Source organism: Ruegeria lacuscaerulensis, assembly GCF_013034745.1.
GTDB lineage: Bacteria > Pseudomonadota > Alphaproteobacteria > Rhodobacterales > Rhodobacteraceae > Ruegeria > Ruegeria lacuscaerulensis_B.
Genome location: NZ_WQGP01000010.1, coordinates 60119 through 80854, shown reverse-complemented (window position 1 = coordinate 80854; position 20736 = coordinate 60119). Strand labels below are relative to the sequence as shown.

19 protein-coding genes are annotated in these 20736 nt (G+C 61.2%); 9 read left to right on the top strand and 10 right to left on the bottom strand.

The window, feature by feature from the left end:
* Nucleotides 1-50: 50 nt before the first annotated feature.
* The gene (gene rarD / locus GOV79_RS18785) at nt 51-935 is read left to right on the top strand and encodes an EamA family transporter RarD (RefSeq protein WP_237218069.1); all 885 of its coding nucleotides are present in this window, start codon (nt 51-53) and stop codon (nt 933-935) included.
* On the opposite strand, the gene GOV79_RS18780 is transcribed toward rarD, so the two are convergent.
* Complete coding sequence (locus GOV79_RS18780) at nt 926-1630, bottom strand: SGNH/GDSL hydrolase family protein (protein WP_170791176.1); 705 nt, start codon at nt 1628-1630, stop codon at nt 926-928. The genes rarD and GOV79_RS18780 overlap by 10 nt on opposite strands.
* Before the next feature lies 1 nt (nt 1631).
* Nucleotides 1632-2042 carry a nuclear transport factor 2 family protein gene (locus GOV79_RS18775; RefSeq protein WP_170774756.1) on the bottom strand — a complete coding sequence of 137 codons (411 nt, stop codon included), beginning with the start codon at nt 2040-2042 and terminating at the stop codon, nt 1632-1634.
* A gap of 95 nt (nt 2043-2137) precedes the next feature.
* Between GOV79_RS18775 and GOV79_RS18770 the strand changes: the two genes are divergently transcribed.
* The 5 genes from GOV79_RS18770 to GOV79_RS18750 all read left to right on the top strand — a co-directional run bounded on the left by GOV79_RS18770 (nt 2138) and on the right by GOV79_RS18750 (nt 6029).
* Complete coding sequence (locus GOV79_RS18770) at nt 2138-2785, top strand: RluA family pseudouridine synthase (RefSeq protein WP_170791174.1); 648 nt, start codon at nt 2138-2140, stop codon at nt 2783-2785.
* A gap of 284 nt (nt 2786-3069) precedes the next feature.
* Nucleotides 3070-3762 (top strand): helix-turn-helix transcriptional regulator, encoded by a 693-nt coding sequence (locus tag GOV79_RS18765; RefSeq protein ID WP_170791172.1) that lies wholly within the window; start codon nt 3070-3072, stop codon nt 3760-3762.
* A 118-nt stretch (nt 3763-3880) separates the two neighbouring features.
* Nucleotides 3881-4543 (top strand): YiaD family glycine zipper/OmpA-like lipoprotein, encoded by a 663-nt coding sequence (locus tag GOV79_RS18760; RefSeq protein ID WP_170791170.1) that lies wholly within the window; start codon nt 3881-3883, stop codon nt 4541-4543.
* A 112-nt stretch (nt 4544-4655) separates the two neighbouring features.
* Nucleotides 4656-5198 (top strand): NADPH-dependent FMN reductase, encoded by a 543-nt coding sequence (locus GOV79_RS18755; protein WP_170791169.1) that lies wholly within the window; start codon nt 4656-4658, stop codon nt 5196-5198.
* Between the two features lie 39 nt (nt 5199-5237).
* Nucleotides 5238-6029, top strand: a complete 792-nt coding sequence (locus tag GOV79_RS18750; RefSeq protein WP_170791168.1) for an HTD2 family dehydratase — start codon at nt 5238-5240, stop codon at nt 6027-6029.
* On the opposite strand, the gene GOV79_RS18745 is transcribed toward GOV79_RS18750, so the two are convergent.
* Complete coding sequence (locus GOV79_RS18745; protein WP_170791166.1) at nt 6021-7055, bottom strand: NAD(P)/FAD-dependent oxidoreductase; 1035 nt, start codon at nt 7053-7055, stop codon at nt 6021-6023. The two genes, GOV79_RS18750 and GOV79_RS18745, sit on opposite strands and share 9 nt — an antisense overlap.
* Before the next feature lie 55 nt (nt 7056-7110).
* Between GOV79_RS18745 and mnmD the strand changes: the two genes are divergently transcribed.
* Complete coding sequence (gene mnmD / locus GOV79_RS18740; RefSeq protein ID WP_170791163.1) at nt 7111-7776, top strand: tRNA (5-methylaminomethyl-2-thiouridine)(34)-methyltransferase MnmC2; 666 nt, start codon at nt 7111-7113, stop codon at nt 7774-7776.
* On the top strand, nt 7773-8642 hold the full coding sequence (locus tag GOV79_RS18735; protein ID WP_170791162.1) for a DMT family transporter: 870 nt from the start codon (nt 7773-7775) through the stop codon (nt 8640-8642). Before mnmD ends, GOV79_RS18735 begins: the two co-directional genes overlap by 4 nt.
* Here GOV79_RS18735 and GOV79_RS18730 read toward each other — a convergent pair.
* A complete protein-coding gene (locus GOV79_RS18730) occupies nt 8616-10580 on the bottom strand; it encodes a lytic transglycosylase domain-containing protein (RefSeq protein ID WP_170791160.1) in 1965 nt (654 codons plus the stop codon). The genes GOV79_RS18735 and GOV79_RS18730 overlap by 27 nt on opposite strands.
* Nucleotides 10581-10714: 134 nt before the next feature.
* Here GOV79_RS18730 and dapA point away from each other — a divergent pair, with 134 nt between their 5' ends.
* Nucleotides 10715-11587: a 4-hydroxy-tetrahydrodipicolinate synthase gene (gene dapA / locus GOV79_RS18725; RefSeq protein WP_170791158.1), complete on the top strand. Its 873-nt coding sequence runs from the start codon at nt 10715-10717 to the stop codon at nt 11585-11587.
* A gap of 97 nt (nt 11588-11684) precedes the next feature.
* Here the strand turns inward: dapA and GOV79_RS18720 are convergent, their stop codons facing one another.
* The 6 genes from GOV79_RS18720 to pdxR form a co-directional block, all read right to left on the bottom strand.
* On the bottom strand, nt 11685-12557 hold the full coding sequence (locus tag GOV79_RS18720) for a dimethyl sulfoxide reductase anchor subunit family protein (protein WP_170791156.1): 873 nt from the start codon (nt 12555-12557) through the stop codon (nt 11685-11687).
* Nucleotides 12557-13306, bottom strand: a complete 750-nt coding sequence (locus GOV79_RS18715; protein WP_170783045.1) for a 4Fe-4S dicluster domain-containing protein — start codon at nt 13304-13306, stop codon at nt 12557-12559. Before GOV79_RS18715 ends, GOV79_RS18720 begins: the two co-directional genes overlap by 1 nt.
* 97 nt (nt 13307-13403) lie before the next feature.
* A complete protein-coding gene (locus tag GOV79_RS18710; RefSeq protein WP_170791154.1) occupies nt 13404-16250 on the bottom strand; it encodes a molybdopterin oxidoreductase family protein in 2847 nt (948 codons plus the stop codon).
* A gap of 56 nt (nt 16251-16306) precedes the next feature.
* Nucleotides 16307-17320, bottom strand: coding sequence for a phosphate acetyltransferase (pta, locus tag GOV79_RS18705; protein ID WP_170791153.1), 1014 nt, complete (start codon nt 17318-17320; stop codon nt 16307-16309).
* Nucleotides 17321-17325: 5 nt separating this feature from the next.
* Nucleotides 17326-19104 (bottom strand): sulfoacetaldehyde acetyltransferase, encoded by a 1779-nt coding sequence (gene xsc / locus GOV79_RS18700; RefSeq protein ID WP_170355344.1) that lies wholly within the window; start codon nt 19102-19104, stop codon nt 17326-17328.
* Between the two features lie 126 nt (nt 19105-19230).
* Nucleotides 19231-20691, bottom strand: a complete 1461-nt coding sequence (gene pdxR / locus GOV79_RS18695; RefSeq protein WP_170774722.1) for a MocR-like pyridoxine biosynthesis transcription factor PdxR — start codon at nt 20689-20691, stop codon at nt 19231-19233.
* Nucleotides 20692-20736 lie beyond the last annotated feature (45 nt).

Sequence of the window (20736 nt, the reverse complement as noted above, 5' to 3'; positions counted from 1 at the left end):
AGGAAATGGGCACCAACCGGAGACCAAACGTGGCAGATACCCCCACACCAATGAACCGTGAAGATACGCCAAAGGGGTTGGCCTTAGCAGTAACGGCCTATGTTTTGTGGGGCTTTCTGCCTCTTTACATGAAAGCGATGGCGCATGTCGGGCCGGTTGAGATTGTGGCGCATCGGATCATCTGGTCAGTACCGGTCGCCGGGGCGCTGCTGGTCGTGTTGGGACGAACACAAGATTTGAAGGCGGCGCTGGGCAATCCGAAGATGTTGGGCATGGCGTGTTTGACGGCGGCGCTGATCTCAGTGAACTGGGCGATTTATGTTTGGGCCATTGCGAGCGGGAACGCGTTGGATGCGGCGCTGGGTTACTACATCAACCCGTTGTTCAGCATTGCGCTGGGCGCTGTGTTGCTGCGGGAGCCGTTGAACCGTGCGCAGCTTGTCGCTGTAGGATTGGCAGCGACGGGCGTTTTGGTACTGATCTGGCAGGCGGGCAGCCTGCCATGGGCAGCCTTGGGATTGATGGTGAGCTGGGGGTTCTACGCCTTCTTCAAACGTTCGCTTCCCATTGGGCCAAATCAGGGGTTTTTGCTTGAAGTGCTGATCCTGCTGATCCCGGCCTTAGCCTATGTGACGTGGCTGGGCGCGCAGGGGACGGGGCGCTTTGGGGTGTCGGCTTCGGATACGATGCTGCTGCTTGGCTGTGGTATCGTAACCGCGATTCCGTTGTTGGTTTATGCCAATGGGGCCAAGCTGGTGCGCCTGTCTACGATGGGGATTCTCCAATACATCGCGCCGACCATGATCTTCATCACCGCTATCACTATGTTCGGCGAGCAGATCGACCAAGGCCGCATGATCGCTTTTCCGATGGTCTGGGCTGCACTTGTTATCTATTCGATCCCGATGATCCGGCAGATGCGCGCTCAGCCTTGATGCAGCAGATGGGCGGCGGCCTCTGCCCAGATCGCATAGGTTTTGGGACTGGGATGGTAGCCATCCGGTGCGGCCAGTGCAGGGTCGTCCGGTAAGTCGAGGGCCAGGTGCCGGGCTTGCGCATATTGTGCGACAGCCTTTTGAAGCGCCCGGTCCAGCCTGGCTGCCTGTTGACCCAGCACCCAGGCCAGAGGGTGGGGCAGCGCGGGAAAGCGGTGCATCTGTGGAACCGCCATCACAACAACGCGACGCACCCTTAGTGGGCCGGTCAACAGTTCCATCAACCGGGCCTGTCGGTCTGCGAAGACCTTCGCAGATACAAGACGGGTCACGTCGTTGACGCCCAGGGCTGTGATTGCCATGTCGAAGGGACCGTCTAGGCCCTCCAGTCGGGCGATCGTGTCTTCGGTGGTGTGGCCAGTGGTGGCCTCCAGTTGCCATTCGACGCAGTAGTGACGGGATAGATTGCGCACCACGCATCCTGACAGAGCTTGTGTTTGTGTGCCAGCGCCCACCCCAGCAGCCGAACTGTCACCGGCAATCAGCAAGCGCAGGCGCGGACCGCAGCCGAAACGCCCGGCACGGGGGCCCGTCGGTTCGGGCAGCAGCCGCGCGTTGCGCCGCACGGCCAGCCCTTGTGCCGCCAAGACCGGCAGCAGCGGGACCCGCAGCAATTGATCGGCGGCGAAGGGCATCTTAACTGAGCGCGTCTTTGAACTTGAGGAACCGCGCGTCGGTCATAACGCGCGACATCATCGCTTCGCGCAAGGCGCCAACGCTCTTGTAGGGGCGCATGACGACCTCGAATTCCTGAATCAGACCATCGTCGCTCAGTGTGATCAGGTCAACACCCACCGCATCCAGTTCTCCGACCTTGCATTGGAATTCCAGCGCCCAGTCCTTGCCCTCTCCCATGATCCGGCGATAGCGGAAATCAGAAAACACCTGCCCCACATGCCCCAGCACGGCGGCCACGGGTTCGCGGCCCGTCCATGTGCTGTAGTAGGTTGGGGGCGAGAAGCGCACGTCCTCGGCCAGCAATTCATGGATCAGGGTTTCGTCTCCTTTGGCGACGACCTCTTGCATGCGGGCGATTGTGGGGTGCATGTGTTCTCCTCCGCTTTGGGCCAGATTTGCTGAACTGTTGAGTTCAGGCAAGCCCGACGTTGCGGGAGGTTGCGCTGTAGGATAGGCAGGCGCGCATGAGCGACGCCTATGATCCCCCCCTGACACCCTTAGATGTGCTGCACGAAGATGCCCACCTGATCGTGGTCAACAAACCTTCGGGGCTGCTATCCGTGCCGGGCCGGGGCGACCATCTGGCCGATTGCCTGCTGACGCGGGTTCAGGCCGCGTTCCCGCAGGCGCTGTTGGTGCATCGGCTGGATCGGGATACGTCGGGCGTGATGGTATTTGCGCAGACGCCCCATGCGCAGCGTCATCTGAGTATGCAGTTCGAAAAGCGTCAGACCCGCAAGACCTATGTCGCCCGCGTCTGGGGGCAGGTTGCTGACAAGACCGGCACCGTTGACCTACCGCTGATCGTCGATTGGCCCAATCGTCCGCGCCAGATGGTGTGTCATGAAACCGGCAAGCTCGCCGTGACCGACTGGCGCGTAGTAAAACATGAGGGTCAGACGACCCGAATCCGGCTGTTTCCGAAAACCGGCCGCTCGCACCAGTTGCGGGTGCATATGCAGGTGTTGGGCCATCCCATTCTAGGTGACCCGTTTTATGCCGAGGGTCCGGCGCGGGACTTCCCGCGCCTGATGCTGCATTCCGAGGAGTTAAGGCTAAAAAGCCCCGATGGAGGCGCATCGATGAAATTTCGCGCCAAGGCAGACTTTTAGAACAGCCCAACCCAAAGCAGTTTCAAGTTCCCAAGGGATAATCGTCTTTTGCGCCGACGAGAGACGCAAGGTTGGCGGGCGGCCATGATCTCGCGCTCGATCTCGAAGGCGCGCAGCCTGTGGCCTTGGGACCATGGGCCCAATTGCAGTGTCATCATCACATGATTGTCGCGGCTTGGCATGGGGACCTCCTTCATTTCAGGTCCAATCTGGCGGGTCTCTGCTGACACCACCTTGTCAGGGGGCTGTGTTAAGGTGTCAGCAGATCAACCCCGGAGACGCCGATGCGCCGCTCGACCCGCTTGTTTGAAATCATCCAGATCCTGCGCGCCACAGACGCGCCGGTCACAGCCGAGGCGCTGGCCGAAAAGCTTGAAGTGTCGGTGCGTACGGTGTACCGCGACATCGCCGCGCTTCAGGCGCAACGCACACCGATCGAGGGCGAAGCCGGAGTCGGTTACATGATGCGGCGCGGGTATGACCTGCCGCCGCTGAATTTCGACGCCGAAGAGGTTGAAGCCCTGTGGGTGGGGTTGTCCATGCTGGCCCGAACGGGTGACAGCACCTTGCAACAGGCCGCCGACCGGGTGTGTCGCAAGATCGAAGCCCTGCGTGCGCCTGCGGATTGGCTGCAAGTAGCCCCCTGGGGCGCGCCAATGGATGACCCTGCCAAGGGATGTGTCCCGATTGTCAATTACCGTGAGGCGATCCGTTCGGAACGCAAACTGCGCATCACCTATGTGAACGCCGAAGGCCAGCGGACCGAACGTATCGTGCGGCCTGTCGCGCTGATCTACCACATCGAATGCACCATGCTGGCGGCGTGGTGCGAGCTGCGCAACGGGTTTCGCCATTTCCGCACCGACCGCATCTGGGCCTGCGCCCCGACCGAGGATCACTTTTGCGGGCAAGGCGCGCCTTTGCGCGCGATCTGGCAGGAACAGGACTATTGGACAGATCCCACGCCACCGCATTGAACGGCGTCATCCCGCCACGCTCACCCGATTGTTGCTTGAGCCTGCGCCCAAGTGGCGCGATACAATGGGGGAAAGAACGTGGCCCCGGCAAACGGGTGCCGGAGCAGAAGGTGAACTTATGACGATTTCCAAGTTTTTTGTTGCCGCCGGGCTCAGCTCGGCTTTGGTTCTGGGGGCCTGCACGGACCCCGGTACGCTGAACCTGCCCGCTGATCCCAATCAAAACGCCAAGCAAGGCGCGATTCTGGGTGGTCTGATCGGCGCTGGTGTCGGCGCGATTGCCAATGATTCTGACCCCTTGTTGGGTGCACTGGCCGGTGGGGCCATCGGGGCTGCCGGTGGCGGTATCATCGGTAACCAGTTGGACCAGCAGGCCGCCGAGCTACGCCAGCAACTGGCCAATGACGGTATCATCATCGTCAATGCCGGCGACCGCCTGATCGTGACCGTGCCAAATGACATCACGTTCAACACCGACAGCGCCACAGTGCGCCCGGCGCTGCGGGCCGACTTGGTGAAGGTCGGGCAGAACCTGAACAAATATCCCAACTCGAATATTCAGGTCATCGGCCATACCGACAGTGATGGCGAGGCATCCTATAATCAGGGTCTGTCCGAACGCCGTGCACGCTCGGTCGCGGATATCCTGCAAGCCAATGGCGTGAACGGATCGCGGATCACCACGATCGGTCTGGGTGAAAACCGTCCTGTCGCCTCGAACCTGACCGCCGCGGGCAAAGCGCAAAACCGCCGCGTGGATATCGAGATCACGCCCAACTGACGGGGCCGATCTGATAAGAGCGATTTATGCACATTGACTGCGCGTCAACCATGCTTTGGCGCGCAGCATTCTTGGACTAACTAAAAGGAAACGAACAACCCGGAGTTTCCTCATGTCCGAACCGATCCTGCTGGGCCTCTCTGGCTCATTGCGCAAAGACGCCACCAACCGCAAGCTGCTGCACGAGGCGGCACGCCTGTTCGAGGCGGGCACTTTCATTGACGCTGACCTGAACCTTCCCCTTTATGATGGTGATCTGGAGGCGCACCAGGGTATTCCCCCAGCGGTTCAAACACTGTCCGACCAGATCGCGCAGGCCCATGCGGTGATTATCTCGACCCCGGAATACAACAAAGGGCCGTCGGGTGTTCTGAAAAACGCGCTGGATTGGGTAAGCCGCACCAAGACAAAACCATGGGCTGACAAGCCGGTTGCCGTGATGTCGGCTGCCGCAGGTCGCGCCGGGGGTGAGCGCGCCCAGATGGTGCTGCGCGGCTTTATGGTGCCGTTTCAGCCGCGCATTCTACAAGGGCCCGAATTCCATCTGGCAGACAGCTCGAATGAGTTTGACGAGGCTGGCCGGCTACGCAGCGACCGATACGAGAACATGCTGCGGAGCCTGATGCAAAAATTGCGGGCCGAAGCAGGCCTCTGACCAGTTGTTCGGGACGGGCCGGATGCCTAGTCTGGCCCCATGCAACAGGACATCCAGACTGATATGATCGACCCGGTGCGCGCCTGTGCGATGCAGGCCGCGCTGGGTCAGAAGCCCTCCATCGCGGCAGGCACAGAACTGCCGCCCTTCTTTCATCAGCTTTTCTTCTGGACGACCGAGCCGCCACAAGGACTGGGTCGCGACGGTCATCCGAAGCGAGGCGGCCTGATCCCCGATATGGGCTTGCCACGCCGTATGTGGGCGGGTGGGCGGCTGAGCTTCCACACCCCTCTGGTTGCCGGTGAGCGGGCCGAGCGTCGCTCGGTCTGCGAAAGTACCGCGCGGAAAACCGGGCGCAGCGGGCCTTTGGGTTTTGTAACCCTGCGCCATGAGATCTGGCAGCAAGGCAAGCTGTGCGTGACCGAATGGCAGGATCTGGTCTACCGCGAAGACCCAACTGGCCCGGCCCCGACACCCCCGAAGGCGCGGACAGATGAGACCGAGGCGCAGCAAGTCGCCTTCGACACCACGTTGCTGTTTCGATACTCGGCCCTGACCTTCAATGGCCACCGTATCCACTATGATCTGGATTACGCGCGCGATGTCGAAGGATATGCGGGGCTGGTCGTTCACGGCCCGCTATTGGCGCAGTTGCTGATGCTGTTTGCCGAGGCACAGATGGGACCTTTGGCGCGGTTTTCCTTCCGGGCGTCGTCGCCGCTGATGCATTTTGAAACCGCAACCTTGTGCCGGAACGGATCGGACCTGTGGGTGCGCGGCCCCGACGGGCGCCTATGTATGCAGGCTGAGGCGCATCCCCGGTCAGAGTGAGGCCTCAGGGCGGAAGTCCTCAGGGATCGTGTCGCGTCCCTCAAGCATCAGATCGGCCATGACATCGGCCACTTTCGGGGCCATGCCGAATCCGATCTTGAACCCTCCGTTGGCGATGAACTGCCCCTGATGCAATGGATGTGCCCCTAGCATCGGGGCGCGGCTTTTGCTGCGTGGGCGAACCCCGGCCCAGCGTTCGATCACTTCAGCCCCGTGCAGCAGCGGCACAGCCCGGATGGCGCGGTCCAGCACGCCGTCCAGTGCTTCATCGGTGCTGTTTGGATCGTCATATTCACGTTCAGAGGTCGACCCAATCGCCAGCGTGCCATCCGCATGGGGGACAAGGTGAATGGTATCGGCAAAAAGTTGCGGCACCTCTCCGGCATCAAATCGCAAAAGGGCGGCTTGTCCTTTTACGCCATTGCCGACCGTCTTGCCCAAGGCGGTATTTAGTTCCTGTAAACCGGCCAAACCGGTGGCGTGGACAACCTGACCTGCGTCCGGCGCATCGGACTGCACATGTACACCCATCACCTGCAACGCTGCGACCAACGCGGCACAGGCCCGGCGCGGGTGCATCCGCGCGCTGAGCGTGTCGTGGATCACAAATCCGGTCGGACTGGGCGGGCACCATGCGCCGACCTCTGTGGTCCTGACCACACGCCACTCGGCCCGATCCTGCCATAGTTCGGCCGCTGTCACCGCGCGAGCGTGGGCCAGATCCAACGTGCGTTGATCCGCGATGGGTTGCAGCCGCCCCAATCGCCCATAACCGGGCGAGACGCCGCCCGTGGCCTCAACCTGCGTCCAGAACGGCTCGGCCATGATCAGGCTGTCGAATTGAAAGGATTTCTTGGCGTTCCAGTTCTCGGGCACATGCGGGGCCAGTGCACCCACTAACCCGCCGCTGGAACCTGCGCCGGGGCCAAACGGGTCCACCACCTGCACCTTGGCGCCACGTCGGGCGCAGGTCCAAGCGATGGACAGGCCAAAGATACCCGCGCCCCGCACCGTCACATCGACCATTGCCAAACCTCATTTCCTTGTTCAGTGTCGCGCCGCTTAGCTACAGGATTCCCCGATGGCAGACCAGCGTGCCGAACTGACATGGCGGGACGGGCAAATCCCCGTCTCGGACCGTTTCGACGATCCCTATTTCTCGCTCCAGAACGGTCTGGAGGAAACGCGGCATGTCTTTCTGGCGGGCAATGATCTGCCTGCACGGTTCGCGCCGAGGTTCCGCATAGCCGAGCTGGGATTCGGCACCGGGCTGAACATGCTGACGGTCTGGTCTGCGTGGGAGATCTCGGGCCAGACAACCCCGCTGAGTTTCACCAGTTTCGAGGCCTACCCCATGGGTCGCGATGACATGGCCCGCGCGCTGGACGCCTTTCCCGATCTGACCCCTTGGGCCGAGCGGTTTCTAAGCGCATGGCAGGGTGGGGCTTGTGATCTGAGCACCCTGCGGCTCGAGGTGATCGAGGGCGATGCGCGGAAGACTCTGCCTGCGTGGTCCGGGCAAGCGGATGCGTGGTTTCTAGACGGGTTCTCGCCTGCCAAAAACCCTGAACTATGGGGCTCAGACCTGATGCAACAGGTGGCGGATCACACGGCCAAAGGCGGCACTGCGGCGACCTATACGGCGGCCGGATTTGTTCGGCGCGGACTGGCCGATGCGGGCTTCACGGTGGCCCGAGCCCCCGGATATGGCCGCAAACGTCACATGACCCGCGCGGTGAAGGAATGAGCCAGCAGAACAATATCCGCGCCGGTATCGCGCTGATGATCGCGGCGACGGTTGTGTTTGCGTTGCAGGACGGGATCTCGCGCCATCTGGCGGCGACCTACAACACCTACATGGTCGTCATGATCCGCTATTGGTTCTTTGCGGTTTTTGTGATCGCATTGGCCGCACGCGCGCCCGGAGGGCTAAAGGCAGCGGCACAGACCAGCCAGTTGGGCTTGCAGGTCTTCCGGGGCGTCTTGCTCGCGGTCGAGGTTTGCGTGGCCGTGTTCGCCTTTACGGTGCTGGGCCTGATCGACAGCATGGCGGTGTTCATCTGCTATCCGCTGTTGGTGGCAGCGCTCAGCGGGCCGGTTCTGGGCGAAAAGGTTGGCTGGCGACGTTGGCTGGCGATCGGTGTGGGGTGCGTCGGCGTTCTGATCATCCTGCAACCGGGGATGGGCGTGTTCAACCCGTGGGCCATCGTGCCGCTGATCTCGGCCTTTCTGTTTGCGTTGTATGGCCTGCTGACCCGCTATGCTGCCCGCAAGGACAGTGCGGCCACCAGTTTCTTTTGGACCGGCATAGCCGGGGCAGTGGCGATGACCCTGGTCGGCATGTGGTTCTGGGAGCCGATGGCCCGTGCCGATTGGGCGTGGATGTTACTGCTTTGCGTCGGAGGTGTCTCGGGTCACTGGCTATTGATCAAATGCTATGAGCTGGCCGAGGCCAGCGCGGTGCAACCTTTTGCCTATTTTCATCTGGTCTGGACCGCTATCATCGGTATCTCGATCTTTGGCGAAGCCCTGCGCGCCGAGGTCATTCTGGGCGCAGCTTTGGTCGTTGCGGCGGGCCTCTTTACCCTATGGCGCGAACGCCGCCAGGGTTGAACCCGTCAGCTCTTGCGAGAACGGCACCGGCAGGGCGGGCTGCCCCAGCCGTGCGCGGTAAACCGGCAAGCTTTCCGCCACGCGCATCACGTAGTTACGGGTTTCGCTGAAGGGGATGGTCTCAATCCAGTCGACCACGTCAATCTCGCCTGCCCGCGGGTCGCCATAGCGTTCCATCCACGAGATCGGACGGCCCGGCCCGGCGTTATAGCCAGCCGCCATCATCACCACATTGCCGTTGAAGTCCTCGGCCAGACCGGACAGGTAATTCGCCCCCAGCTTGGCGTTATACTGCCAGTCCGACGTGAGGCTCGAGGTCTTGTGCCCGCTAAGGATGCCCAGATTCCGCGCCACGTTCTGGGCGGTGGCGGGCATCACCTGCATCAGTCCCCGCGCACCTGCGCCGCTGATCACGACGGGGTCAAATTCGCTTTCGCGACGGGCAATGGCCAGCGTCATCTCTTTGGCCATCGGAAGACCCAGATCAGCCACCGGATGCACCGGGTAATAGGCCGCAGGCAAAACAATGCCCACTGTGGCCGCGCGCTTGGCAATCATTACGGCCAGATGGGGTTCTTTCAGTTCAATGGCCAAATCGCCCAGTTGGTTGGCTTGCGTGGAGTCCAGGCTTTCGACCAGATGAGTCAGGAACCGTTCCGACAGGTTGTCCTCACCCGCCTGCAACAGCAATAAACCGGCCTCTAACACGCTGGAATCGGCAAAATCCGCCTGCTTCCAATGTGGTGCCCGGCGCGGGTTGGCCAATTCGCTGTCAAACGGACGCCCAATCTGTTCGGCCGCCAGCAAACCATAAAACGAAGTCTGGTAGTCCGCCCCCATCGCATAGGCCGCATAAGCCTTGTCCGCATCCCCCAGCGCCGCATAGGCCCGCCCCAGCCAATACCCGCCGCGCCCTTTCGAGATCGGAGACGCCACCGCATCCGAAAAGTTCTGGAAATGCCGCACCGCCGTTGCCGGGTCATTCAGTTTCCGCAGCGCCAGAAACCCGGCCAGCCACTCCAGATCGGCATAGCCATAGCCGTTTTCAGGCGTCATATGGTGATTGGCCGCGATCTTGTAGGCCTTCGAGGCGCTGCCATTGCGCATCTCAAGCCGCGCCAACCGGCGGCGGCCCTCGGCCCATTTATCCGGCTCCCCCAGCGCATCCGGCCCAGTCGAGCGCGCCAGCATCAGGTCAATCGCGCTGTCGTCCAGCTCTTTCTTGTCGCGCCAGACAAAGCGGTCAAAGGCCAGCCCTGGCGCATCCACCAGTGATTTAGGCACTGCGGCAACCTTGCCATCCACGCCGGGCTGGCGTTTTTGCAAGGCGATCCGCGCCACGGCCAGCTTGCGCTGATCGGCACTAACCAAAGGCAGCATCTGCCCCGCACTGACCAGATGGCCATCCCACAGCATCCGATCCAGCCGTGCCGTGTGATGAGGCCGCAGCATCGCCTCAAAATTCTCAAGATAGTTTTTTTGCAGACCCGCCCCCATGGGCATGGTCCGCCATGCGGTCACGATATCGGCCTCGGCATCCCCGGTGCGTCCCTTGGCCTTTAGTGCCACGGCGTAGTTCAGCGCCCCTTCAGCGGTTTGCGGAGGGAGGTCGTCATAGAACTTCACCACCCGGTCGGGATCAGCCCCGGTAAAGGCTGGCTCGCTCTTGCGCCGCAACCAGGCCAGGCCAGGCCAATCAGGACGTCGATCCAGAAATACCAGTACATCGCCCGAGGTCCCGAACCCTTCACGCAGCCAATGCCAGACGATGATATCGCGCGACACCGATCCTCGTGCACCGGATTCGCGCAACGCTGCGTTCCAGTCACCCTTGCGCATCTCATTCATCCCGGCGCGCAGATCACCCACCGCGTCGGCCCTTGCTTGCCCGAATGAAATCAGAATCACAGCTGTCAAAAGCGCCAGAACGCGTGTCATGCCTTGCATTTCCCAACCAACCAAGGATAGAGCCATTCAGGATAAACCTTGCACCGCCGGGATCAACACACATCGCCAAGATTGTGATGCCGCGCGAGGCAAAAAATTGCTAACCGCACACCAAGGAGCGTGTCATGTTCAAAGGCTCAATGCCAGCCCTCGTCACCCCGTTCACAAACGGCGCGTTGGACTTGGATACGCTCAAACACTTGGTCGAGTGGCACATTCAGGAAGGCTCGACCGGATTGGTCCCTGTAGGCACGACGGGTGAAAGCCCCACGCTCAGCCACGATGAACATGAAACCGTCGTGGCCGAGGTGGTCAAGGCCGCCGCCGGACGCGTGCCGGTTATCGCGGGCGCGGGTTCAAACAACACGGTCGAAGCCATCCGCTTTGTGCAATTTGCTCAAACGGTTGGGGCAGATGCGGCTCTTGTCGTGACCCCATACTACAACAAGCCTACGCAAAAAGGGCTGATCGCACATTTCCGCGCGTTGCATGAATGCGCAGATATCCCGATCATCATCTACAATATTCCGGGTCGTTCGGTCATCGACATGTCACCCGATACCATGGGCGAGCTGGCAAAGTTGCCGCGTATTATCGGCGTCAAAGATGCGACAGGCGATCTGGCACGGGTCAGCCAGCAACGCGCCACCTGCGGTCCGGATTTCTGCCAGTTGTCGGGCGAGGACGCCACAGCGCTGGGCTTCAACGCCCATGGCGGCGTCGGCTGCATCTCGGTTACTGCAAACGTAGCCCCCAAACTCTGCGCCGAGTTCCAGCAGGCCACGCTCGCGGGCGACTATGCCAAGGCGCTGGACTATCAGGACCGTCTGATGCCTCTGCACGAGGCGATCTTCATCGAACCCGGCCTTGTCGGTGCCAAATACGCACTGTCCAAACTGGGCTTGTGCAGCACCGAGGTCCGCTCGCCGCTCACGGAATTGGAAGACAGCACCAAAGCCGCGATCGAGGCTGCGATGAAACACGCGGGCCTGCTGTAACGCCGGGCCTCAACTCGGGTCCGAACTTCATCTGGCCATAAATATCCCGGGGGTGAATTGAGCCGCAGGCTCAAGAGGGGGCTGGCCCCCTCATGCCCTATCGTTTGCCGTAATACAGCCCAACAACATGTTCGGCCTGCGCAAAGAACAACCAGCGTGACACCGCAACTCCTGCCAAATGAGACAAAACCGCCAAGGCGGCAAAGAAATGGCTGAACGGCAGAACCAGCAGTAACACCGGGACCATGAAGGCCAGAACAAACGCGATGATGCGCAGTTTCTCGGCGTGTTTGCGACCCACCACAAAGACGAATTCGCGCAGAAGGTAGTTGGTTCCCGTATGCGGCGGTTCAAAGGCCCGTACCGCGCCGCGTGCACCCAAACCGGTGGCAGTGCCAAGGTCTGTGCCAGAGGTGGCAAAGGCTTTGTCCCCTAGCCACCAATAAAATGCCTGAACAAACGCCGCCGCCAGCAAAAGCGGAACTGCGAGGCTCGTCTGACCCGCCAAGAGCGCCCCACCAGCAAGGCTGAAGCTGAGAAACATGGCTGGTGTCAGTTTCATGTTCCAGCGCGGGATCGTTTTGAGTTGGGTATAGATCATCGAGGTTGTGAAAACGGTCGCCAAGGCGAATCCGGCGCCGATAAGGCCGAAAAGCCCCCAACGCTGGCCAAAGAAAACAAGACCAATGGCATAAAGCCCCATCACGAGCAAAGCGATCACAGCACACCAACCCTCACGGCTGAGCCAGCTGGAACGCCATTGGGTGAATGCCTTCAAAGCCCGTTCCGGGTGGCCAAGGTGGAAGGTCGAGGCCATCAGCCCTCCGACCGACAGGCCGTAGGCGATGACAAAAAACACAAAGGCCACCCAGCCCGAAACGTCGGGCATCCCGAGGCCCAGAAAGAACAGCAACCCAAATCCCAGGCCTGAAAGTGTGGTGAAGATGATGACGGAAGGGGCTGGATGCATCAGAGCTTCTCCAGTGTTTTATCGAGCCAACCAAGGAAGCCTTTGGGTTCTTCAGCGACTGGGGCCAGAAGCGGGGCGAGGATGTCGATCTGGTCCTCAATCTGGTCCTTGGGTCGCGGCGGCAGGTATTTGTTCACGGGTTTGGTGCCCATTTCGGGCATCAGATCCATGCCCTCGCGTTCGGCGACCAGCTTGCTGACATCGCTTTCCGGGTCGCCGAGGTCTCCGAAATGACGAGCGCCGGCGGGGCAGGTGCGCACGCAGGACGGCACGCGATCCACCTCGGGCAGGTTCTCATTATAGATGCGATCCACGCAGAGGGTGCATTTCTTCATCACGCCCTCCGCCTGATCCAATTCGCGCGCGCCATAGGGGCAGGACCACGCACAAAGCCCGCACCCAATGCAGTCGCTTTCATTGACCAGAACGATCCCGTCCTCGACCCGTTTATAGCTGGCCCCGGTGGGGCAGACGGTGACGCAGGGGGCATCCTCACAATGCAGGCAAGACTTGGGGAAATGGATGAGTTGTGCGGGACCTTCAGCGGGTCGCACCTCGTAGGAATGCACGCGGTTGAGGAAGGTGCCCGAGGGGTCGGCCCCATAGGCGTCCTGATCCGACAGTGGCGCGCCGTAGTTTTCGGTGTTCCAGCCTTTGCAAGAGATCACACAGGCGTGGCAACCGACGCAGGTGTCAAGGTCGATGACGAGGCCCATTTTGCGGTCGGTCGATGAGGGGAGCTGGGTCATGTGCTTTGACCTCCGCGTAGGTGGTGAGGGTCGGTGCGAGGGGCCAGCCCCTCGCGCTCCCCGGGATATTTTTGGCCAGATGAAGATTGGACCCTGCTCATTTGCCAACCTTCCATGCCAAGTCCTTGGGGCCGGTGCCGACTGGGGACTGAATCGGGGCGAATTCCGGCTGGCTTTCGGCGTCGGATGGCGGATCGGCCTTTTCGATCTTCACCTTGAGGTCGAACCACGCGGCCTGCCCGGTGATCGGGTCCGAGTTGGCCCAGCGCATTCCGTCGCCTTTTGGGGGGAGGAGTTCATGGATCAGGTGGTTCAGCAAGAAGCCCTTGGTGGCTTCGGGCGCGTCCTCTTGCAGGGCCCATGCGCCTTTCCGTTTGCCGATTGCGTTCCACGTCCAGACGGTGTTGTCGTTGAGCGCGGCCATCTCCATCACCGGAACGGTGATTTCGCCGTGGGGCGAGGTGACTTTGGCCCAGTCGCCGTCTTGTAGCCCGTGTTCACGCATCAGTTTGGTCGGCACGTAGAGCGGGTTGCGTCCATGGAGTTGCCGTAGCCACGCGTTCTGGGTGCCCCAGGAATGGTACATCGCCATCGGGCGTTGGGTCAGGGCGTTGATGGTGAAGCCTTCGTTGCCCTGCTGGTCGGTCTCGTACCAGATGGGCAGCGGGTCCATCGTGTCTTTGAGGCGCTGACGCAGTTGCTCGGGGGGTTGTTTGTCTCCGTGCCCTTCGGCGGCCAGTTGGAACTTGCGCATCGGCTCGGAGTAGAGCTGAAACAGATAGGGTTGCGGGCTGTCATAGAGGCCCATGCTGACCGCCCAGTCCTGATAGGCCGTGTTCCACGGTTTGTAGTAATCCGCACCTTCGGGGATATGGGCGACGTAGAAACCGCCATTGTCTATATAGCGGTTCAGCTGGTCTGGATTGACCGCGCCGCGCCCTTCTTTGTCGCCATCCTCGCCCCGGAAACCCGCAAGCGGTCCGATGCCCGGTTTGCGTTCGTGGTTGACGATATAGTCGGCGTAGTCCTTCCATTTGGGCGTGCCGTCTTCGTTTGTGAAGCCCGGCAGGCTCATGCGGTTGGCCAGTTCGATCAGAACCGACTGGAACCCGCGCACGTCGCGGTCGGGCTCGACCACTGGCCAGCGGATCGCGTCGGCGGCGGCATCGGCCTCGCAGATCGGGCGGTCCAGCAGCGAGATACAGTCGTGCCGTTCGAGATAGGTGGTGTCGGGCAAGATCAGGTCGGCATAGGCCACCATTTCCGAGGAATAGGCATCCGAGTAGATGATCTTGGGGATGACATATTTGCCGTCTTCGGTTTTGGCCGAAAGCATCTCCATCACGCCCTTGGTGTTCATGGAGGAGTTCCACGACATGTTCGCCATATACATGAACAGCGTGTCGATCTTGTAGGGATCACCAGCGGCGGCGTTCGAGATCACCATATGCATCAGCCCATGGGCCGACATCGGGTTTTCCCAGGTGAACGCCTTGTCGATGCGCTGCGCGTTGCCGTGTTCGTCCAGCAGCAGGTCTTCGGGGCCGCGTGGGAAGCCAAGGTGCGGGCCTTCCAGAGGGCGACCGGGGCGGCGGTCTCCGTGCGGGGTGGGGTGCGCCTCGACCGGTTTGGGGTAGGGTGGTTTGAAGCGGAAACCGCCGGGGACTTCGACCGTGCCCAGCAGGATTTGCAGCACGTGCAGGGCGCGGCAGGTCTGAAAACCGTTGGCATGGGCTGAGATGCCGCGCATGGCGTGGAAGCTGACCGGGCGGCCTGTCATTTTCGAGTGTTTTTCGCCCCGGAAGTCGGTCCATTCGTGGTCCAGCTCGATCGCCTCGTCAAAGGCGACGCGCGCGATTTCGGCCGCAATCGCGCGGATGCGTTTGGCCGGGATGCCGCAGCGGTCGGCGATTTTTTCGGGGGCGTGGTCGTCGGACAGGTATTTCTCGGCCATCAGGTGAAAGACCGGGCGGTGCGTAACGCCGTCTTTGTCATAGGTGGCTGACAGGTCCGGACGGACACCGGGTTTGTCAAAGGCAGTTGGTTCGCCAGTCACGCGGTCGATGACAAGTGGCTTGCCGTCGTCGTCGCGCAGGAACAGCCCCTTCTCGGGGCCTTCGGCGGCGTTCACCAGAACAGGCGCGTTGGTGTAGCGGCTTAGATAGTCGAGGTCGATCCTGCCCGCTTTCATCAGCACATGAATCAGCGACAGGATGAACAGACCGTCGGTGCCGGGCGTAATCCCGACCCAATCGTCGGCCACCGCGTTATAGCCCGAGCGGATCGGGTTCACCCCGATCACCCGCGCGCCGCGTGCTTTGATCTTGCCGATGCCCATCTTGATCGGGTTGCTGTCATGGTCTTCGGCCACACCAAACAGCATGAACAACTTGGTGTGGTCCCAATCGGGCTGGCCGAACTCCCAGAACGCGCCGCCCATTGTGTAGATTCCGCCCGCCGCCATGTTGACTGAGCAGAACCCGCCATGGGCTGCATAGTTGGGAGTGCCGAAATTCTGCGCCCAGAAGCTGGTGAAGCTTTGGCTCTGGTCGCGGCCGGTGAAAAAGGCCAGTTTCTGCGGGGCGGTCTCATGCAGCTCGTTCAGCCAGCCGACAGCGGTGCTGATCGCCTCGTCCCACTCGATCTCGCGGAACTCGCCCGAGCCGCGTGGGCCAACTCGGCGCAGCGGTTTGCGCAGGCGTGAGGGCGCGTTGACCTGCATGATCCCGGCGCTGCCTTTTGCGCACAGAACGCCCTTGTTTACAGGGTGGTCGCGGTTGCCTTCGATATAGGCAACCTTGCCGTCCTTCATGTGGACATTGATGCCGCAGCGACAGGCGCACATGTAGCAGGTGGTCTTGCGGACCTCGTCGGAAACCTTGGGCGAGGTGTCGATCACTGGCTGGTTCAAATGCGCCCCCTTTTCAGCTTGCGACCCGATCATTCCCACGTTTTGCGAAAAATCGGAATAATTTTTTCGTTTTCATACCTTAAGACGACTTATGTCCCGGCATCATTGTGTTGCGCCTGAACGGCGGTGACAGCGATCATGTGCAGGATGTCTTCGGACGAACAGCCGCGCGACAGGTCGTTCGCGGGTTTCGCCAGCCCTTGCAGTACTGGGCCGATGGCCTCGACCCCACCGATGCGCTGGGCGATTTTATAGCCGAGGTTCCCAGCATTCAGGCTGGGGAAGACAAAGACATTTGCCTCACCCTTGAGCGGTGAGTCCGTGGCCTTGGTGGCGGCGACTTCGGGAACGAAGGCAGCGTCGAATTGCAGCTCTCCGTCGATCAGCAGGGTTGGGTCCTTGGCGCGTGCAATCTGTGTGGCCTCGACCACTTTGGAAACTTTGGGGTGGTCCGCGCTGCCCGAGGTCGAAAAGGACAGCATCGCAACCCGCGCTGTGTCGCCAGTCAGGGTGGTGTAGGAGTCAGCCGAGGCACGGGCGATTTCCGCCATCTCTTGCGCGTCAGGGTCCACGACCAGACCGCAATCGGCGAAGATGCGGGCGCCTTTGACGTCGTGATGGTCCTGACAGAACAGCATCAGGAAGAAGCTGGACACCATCGCGGCCTCGGGCGCGGTGCCGATGATCTGCAACGCGGCGCGCACGGTGTCCGAGGTGGTTTCGACCGCTCCGCCGACCGTGCCGTCGGCGACATCCTGTTGCACCAGCATGGCAGCATAGGTCAGGCGGTTGGTGATTTGCTGGCGCGCCTCATCCAGCGTCAGGCCCTTGTGCTTGCGCCGCTCATGCAGGGCCTGTGCAAGGCCGCGCGTCAGGTCAGAGGTGGCCGGGTCATGAATGTCGATCCAATCCGGGTCATATCCCTCGTGTGCGCTGAGAAGGGCCGAAACCTCGGCCCTGTCTCCGATCAGTATGATCCGCGCAACATTCTCTTTCACGGCCTTGACGGCCCCTTCGACAACGCGGGGATCGTCGCCCTCGGACAGGGCGATGATCTTGTCCGACGCGCTTGCTGTCCCGAGAATGGCGCGCAGAGGCTTCACGCGGATTACGCCCCGGCCTGCGGGGTCATGTCATCGGCGGTGACGCCTGCAACGGCCACTGGTTTCTTCATCGCGTCGCGGCGGAAGGGTTCACCCAGTTCTTGGTTGATCATGGCTTCGATCAGGGTAGTGATGCCGTTCTTCTGGTCCTCGATGGCCTGATTCAGGGCCGCTGTCAGCTCGTCCATGGTGCGTGCCACCACGCCTTTCAGACCGCACGCCTGCGCGATACCGGCGTAAGAGACCTTGGTGTCCAGCTCGGTGCCCACAAAGTTGTCGTCGAACCACAGGGTCGAGTTACGTTTCTCCGCCCCCCACTGATAGTTGCGGAAGACGATCTGCGTAATCGCGGGCCATTCTTCGCGCCCAATGGCGGTCAGTTCGTTGACCGCGATGCCAAAGGCACCGTCACCCGCAAAGCCCACAACCGGCACGTCGGGGCAGCCGATCTTAGCCCCCATGATCGAGGGCAGGCCATAGCCGCAGGGCCCGAACAGGCCCGGGGCCAGATATTTGCGGCCATCTTCGAAGGACGGATAAGCGTTGCCGATGGCGCAGTTATTGCCGATATCGGACGAGATGATCGCCTCTTTCGGCAGGGCGGACTGGATCGCGCGCCACGCCATGCGGGGGCTCATCCAGTCGGGCTTGGCTGCGCGAGCGCGCTGGTTCCATGTGGTGCCTGGATCGTCATCCTCGTGGTCCATGCTGGACAGTTGCTGCGCCCAAGCGGATTTCTTCTGAGCGATTTTCGCCTTGCGCTCATCGCGACCGGCGTCGCCAGCTGTGTCGCTGAGATTTGCCAGAATGCCATTGGCCACCTTGGCCGCATCGCCGATGATGCCAACCGAGACCTTTTTGGTCAGGCCGATCCTATCCGGGTTGATGTCGACCTGAATGATCTTGGCATCCGCCGGCCAGTATTCCATGCCGTAGCCCGGCAGTGTCGAGAATGGGTTCAAACGGGTGCCGAGGCACAGAACCACATCGGCCTCGCTAATCAGCTCCATACCCGCCTTTGAACCGTTATAGCCCAGCGGGCCAGCGAACAGCGGGTGCGAGCCGGGGAAGGCGTCATTGTGCTGGTAGCCGACACATACCGGCGCATCCAGACGCTCGGCCAGGTCTTTCGACGCTTCGATGCCGCCTTCGGACAGAACCACGCCCGCACCGTTCAGGATCACTGGATTCTTGGCGTTCGACAGCAGCTCGGCCGCCTGCGCCACGGCGCTTTCGCCGCCCGAGGGACGCTCGAATTCCACAATCGCGGGTAGGTCGACGTCGATAACTTGAGTCCACATATCGCGCGGGATGTTCAACTGCGCAGGGGCGCTGGCGCGTTTGGCCTGCATGATCACGCGGTTCAGAACCTCGCACACGCGGGTCGGATCGCGGACCTCTTCCTGATAGGCGACCATGTCTTCGAACAGTTTCATCTGCTCGACTTCCTGGAAACCACCCTGACCGATGGTCTTGTTCGCGGCCTGCGGCGTGACCAGCAGCAGCGGGGTGTGGTTCCAATAGGCGGTTTTGACGGCGGTGACAAAGTTGGTGATACCGGGGCCGTTCTGCGCGATCATCATCGACATCTTGCCGGTGGCGCGGGTATAGCCGTCGGCCATCATACCGGCGCTGCCTTCGTGTGCGCAGTCCCAGAACATGATCCCCGCTTTGGGGAACAGGTCTGAGATCGGCATCATGGCCGAGCCGATGATCCCGAACGCATGTTCGATCCCGTGCATTTGCAGAACCTTAACAAAGGCCTCTTCGGTGGTCATTTTCATCTGGTTGATCTCCGCGCATATATGAGTTTGGCCGGGCAGGCAGCCCCGCCTTTAGATATGGTTTTGGCGCAAGGGACAGGGTCGCGTTAGGGCCAGAAGTCAGGGCGGGTTAGGTCCAGATCGAAGTCAAGCTTTGCGGATCGTCTCGGCGATCCGTTTCACGCCTGGATCAATTCGGTCCTGTGGGATCGAAGAATAACCCAGACGATAGAAATTCCGCGGCCGGTTTGCGCCAGAAAAGAAGGGCGCGCCGGGCTCGATATGCACGCTCTGGTCTTGTAAGGCTCGGGCCAGATCGGTCGTGTCTATATGCTCGGGGGCTGACATCCACAGAGATGAGCCACCCATGATCCCCCGACCGGCGACGGTCAGACCATGGAGTTCAACCGCCTTGTCCATCGCTGCGCGTCGATACGCCAGCGCTTTGGACATGCGCCTGATCTGTGCATCGTAGTGGCCAAGCGACAGGAAATAAGCCGCCGTGCGCTGGACATGCCCCGGCGGGTGGCGCAGAACCAGCGACCGAAGGGCACGGGCTTCGCGGATGAACGGCGCGGACCCGACCATGTAGCCAAGGCGCAGTCCGGGAAACAGCGACTTAGAGAAGCTGCCTACATAGATCACCCGCCCGTCCTGATCCATGGATTTCAGCGCCGGAGAGGGTGCACCCAAAAAGGCCATCTCGAATTCATAGTCATCTTCGACCACCATCGCATCCAAAGCGCGGGCGCGCTCCAGCAACGCAGTGCGGCGTTCGATCGGCATGGTCGCGGTGGTGGGGCTTTGGTGGCTGGGGGTGGTAAAGATCACATCGGTCTGCTCGGGCAGCGCATCCGGTGGCAGCCCGTCACGGTCCACGGCGACCGGCGCCACTTTGCAGTCGGAATGGTTCAGCAGATCGCGCAGAGCATAATAGCAAGGGTCCTCGATCACCGCCGTTCGGTTGCGGTTCAATAAGATGCGCGAGGCCAACCACAATGCGTTCTGCGCGCCCAGCGTGATCAGAATCTCTTCGGGTCTTGCGGCGATCCCGCGGCGGGGTAGGGTATGGCGGGCGATGAATTCGACCAGAAGAGGGTCGTCCTGATCCACATAATCCCCTGTCAGGGAATCGAAATCCTTGTGCCCCAGCGCCCGCACCGCACACAGGCGCCAATTGGCATGATCGAACAGCGACCGGTCGGCCTGACCGTAGATGAACGGATAGCGGTAATCGCGCCAGTCGCTGGGCTTTGTCAGAGTGTCCCCGTCCGAAAATTTGCGTGCCAGGGCGGTGCTCCAATCCACAGTCTCGTCGCCGCGCGGGGTGGGCGTGTATTTCGGGGGAACCGGCGCGTTTTCCGACACATAGTACCCCGACCGCCCCTTGGCTGTTAGATAGTCATTGGCCAGAAGTTCCGTATAGGCCAACGTCACCGTGATCCGGCTGACGCCCAGATGGGCAGCCAGTTTGCGGGATGAGGGCAGTTTCTCACCCACATGAAAACGGCCCGACAGGATACCTTCGGCAATCATCTGCTGGATCTGCGCTTGCAGAGTGCCCTGACCGTTGAGTTCCAGAAAGAAAGTGTCGACCGATATCCCCATGCGTATCTTATAGGGTGGACTTATGGAGGGAGCAATCTGGACTTA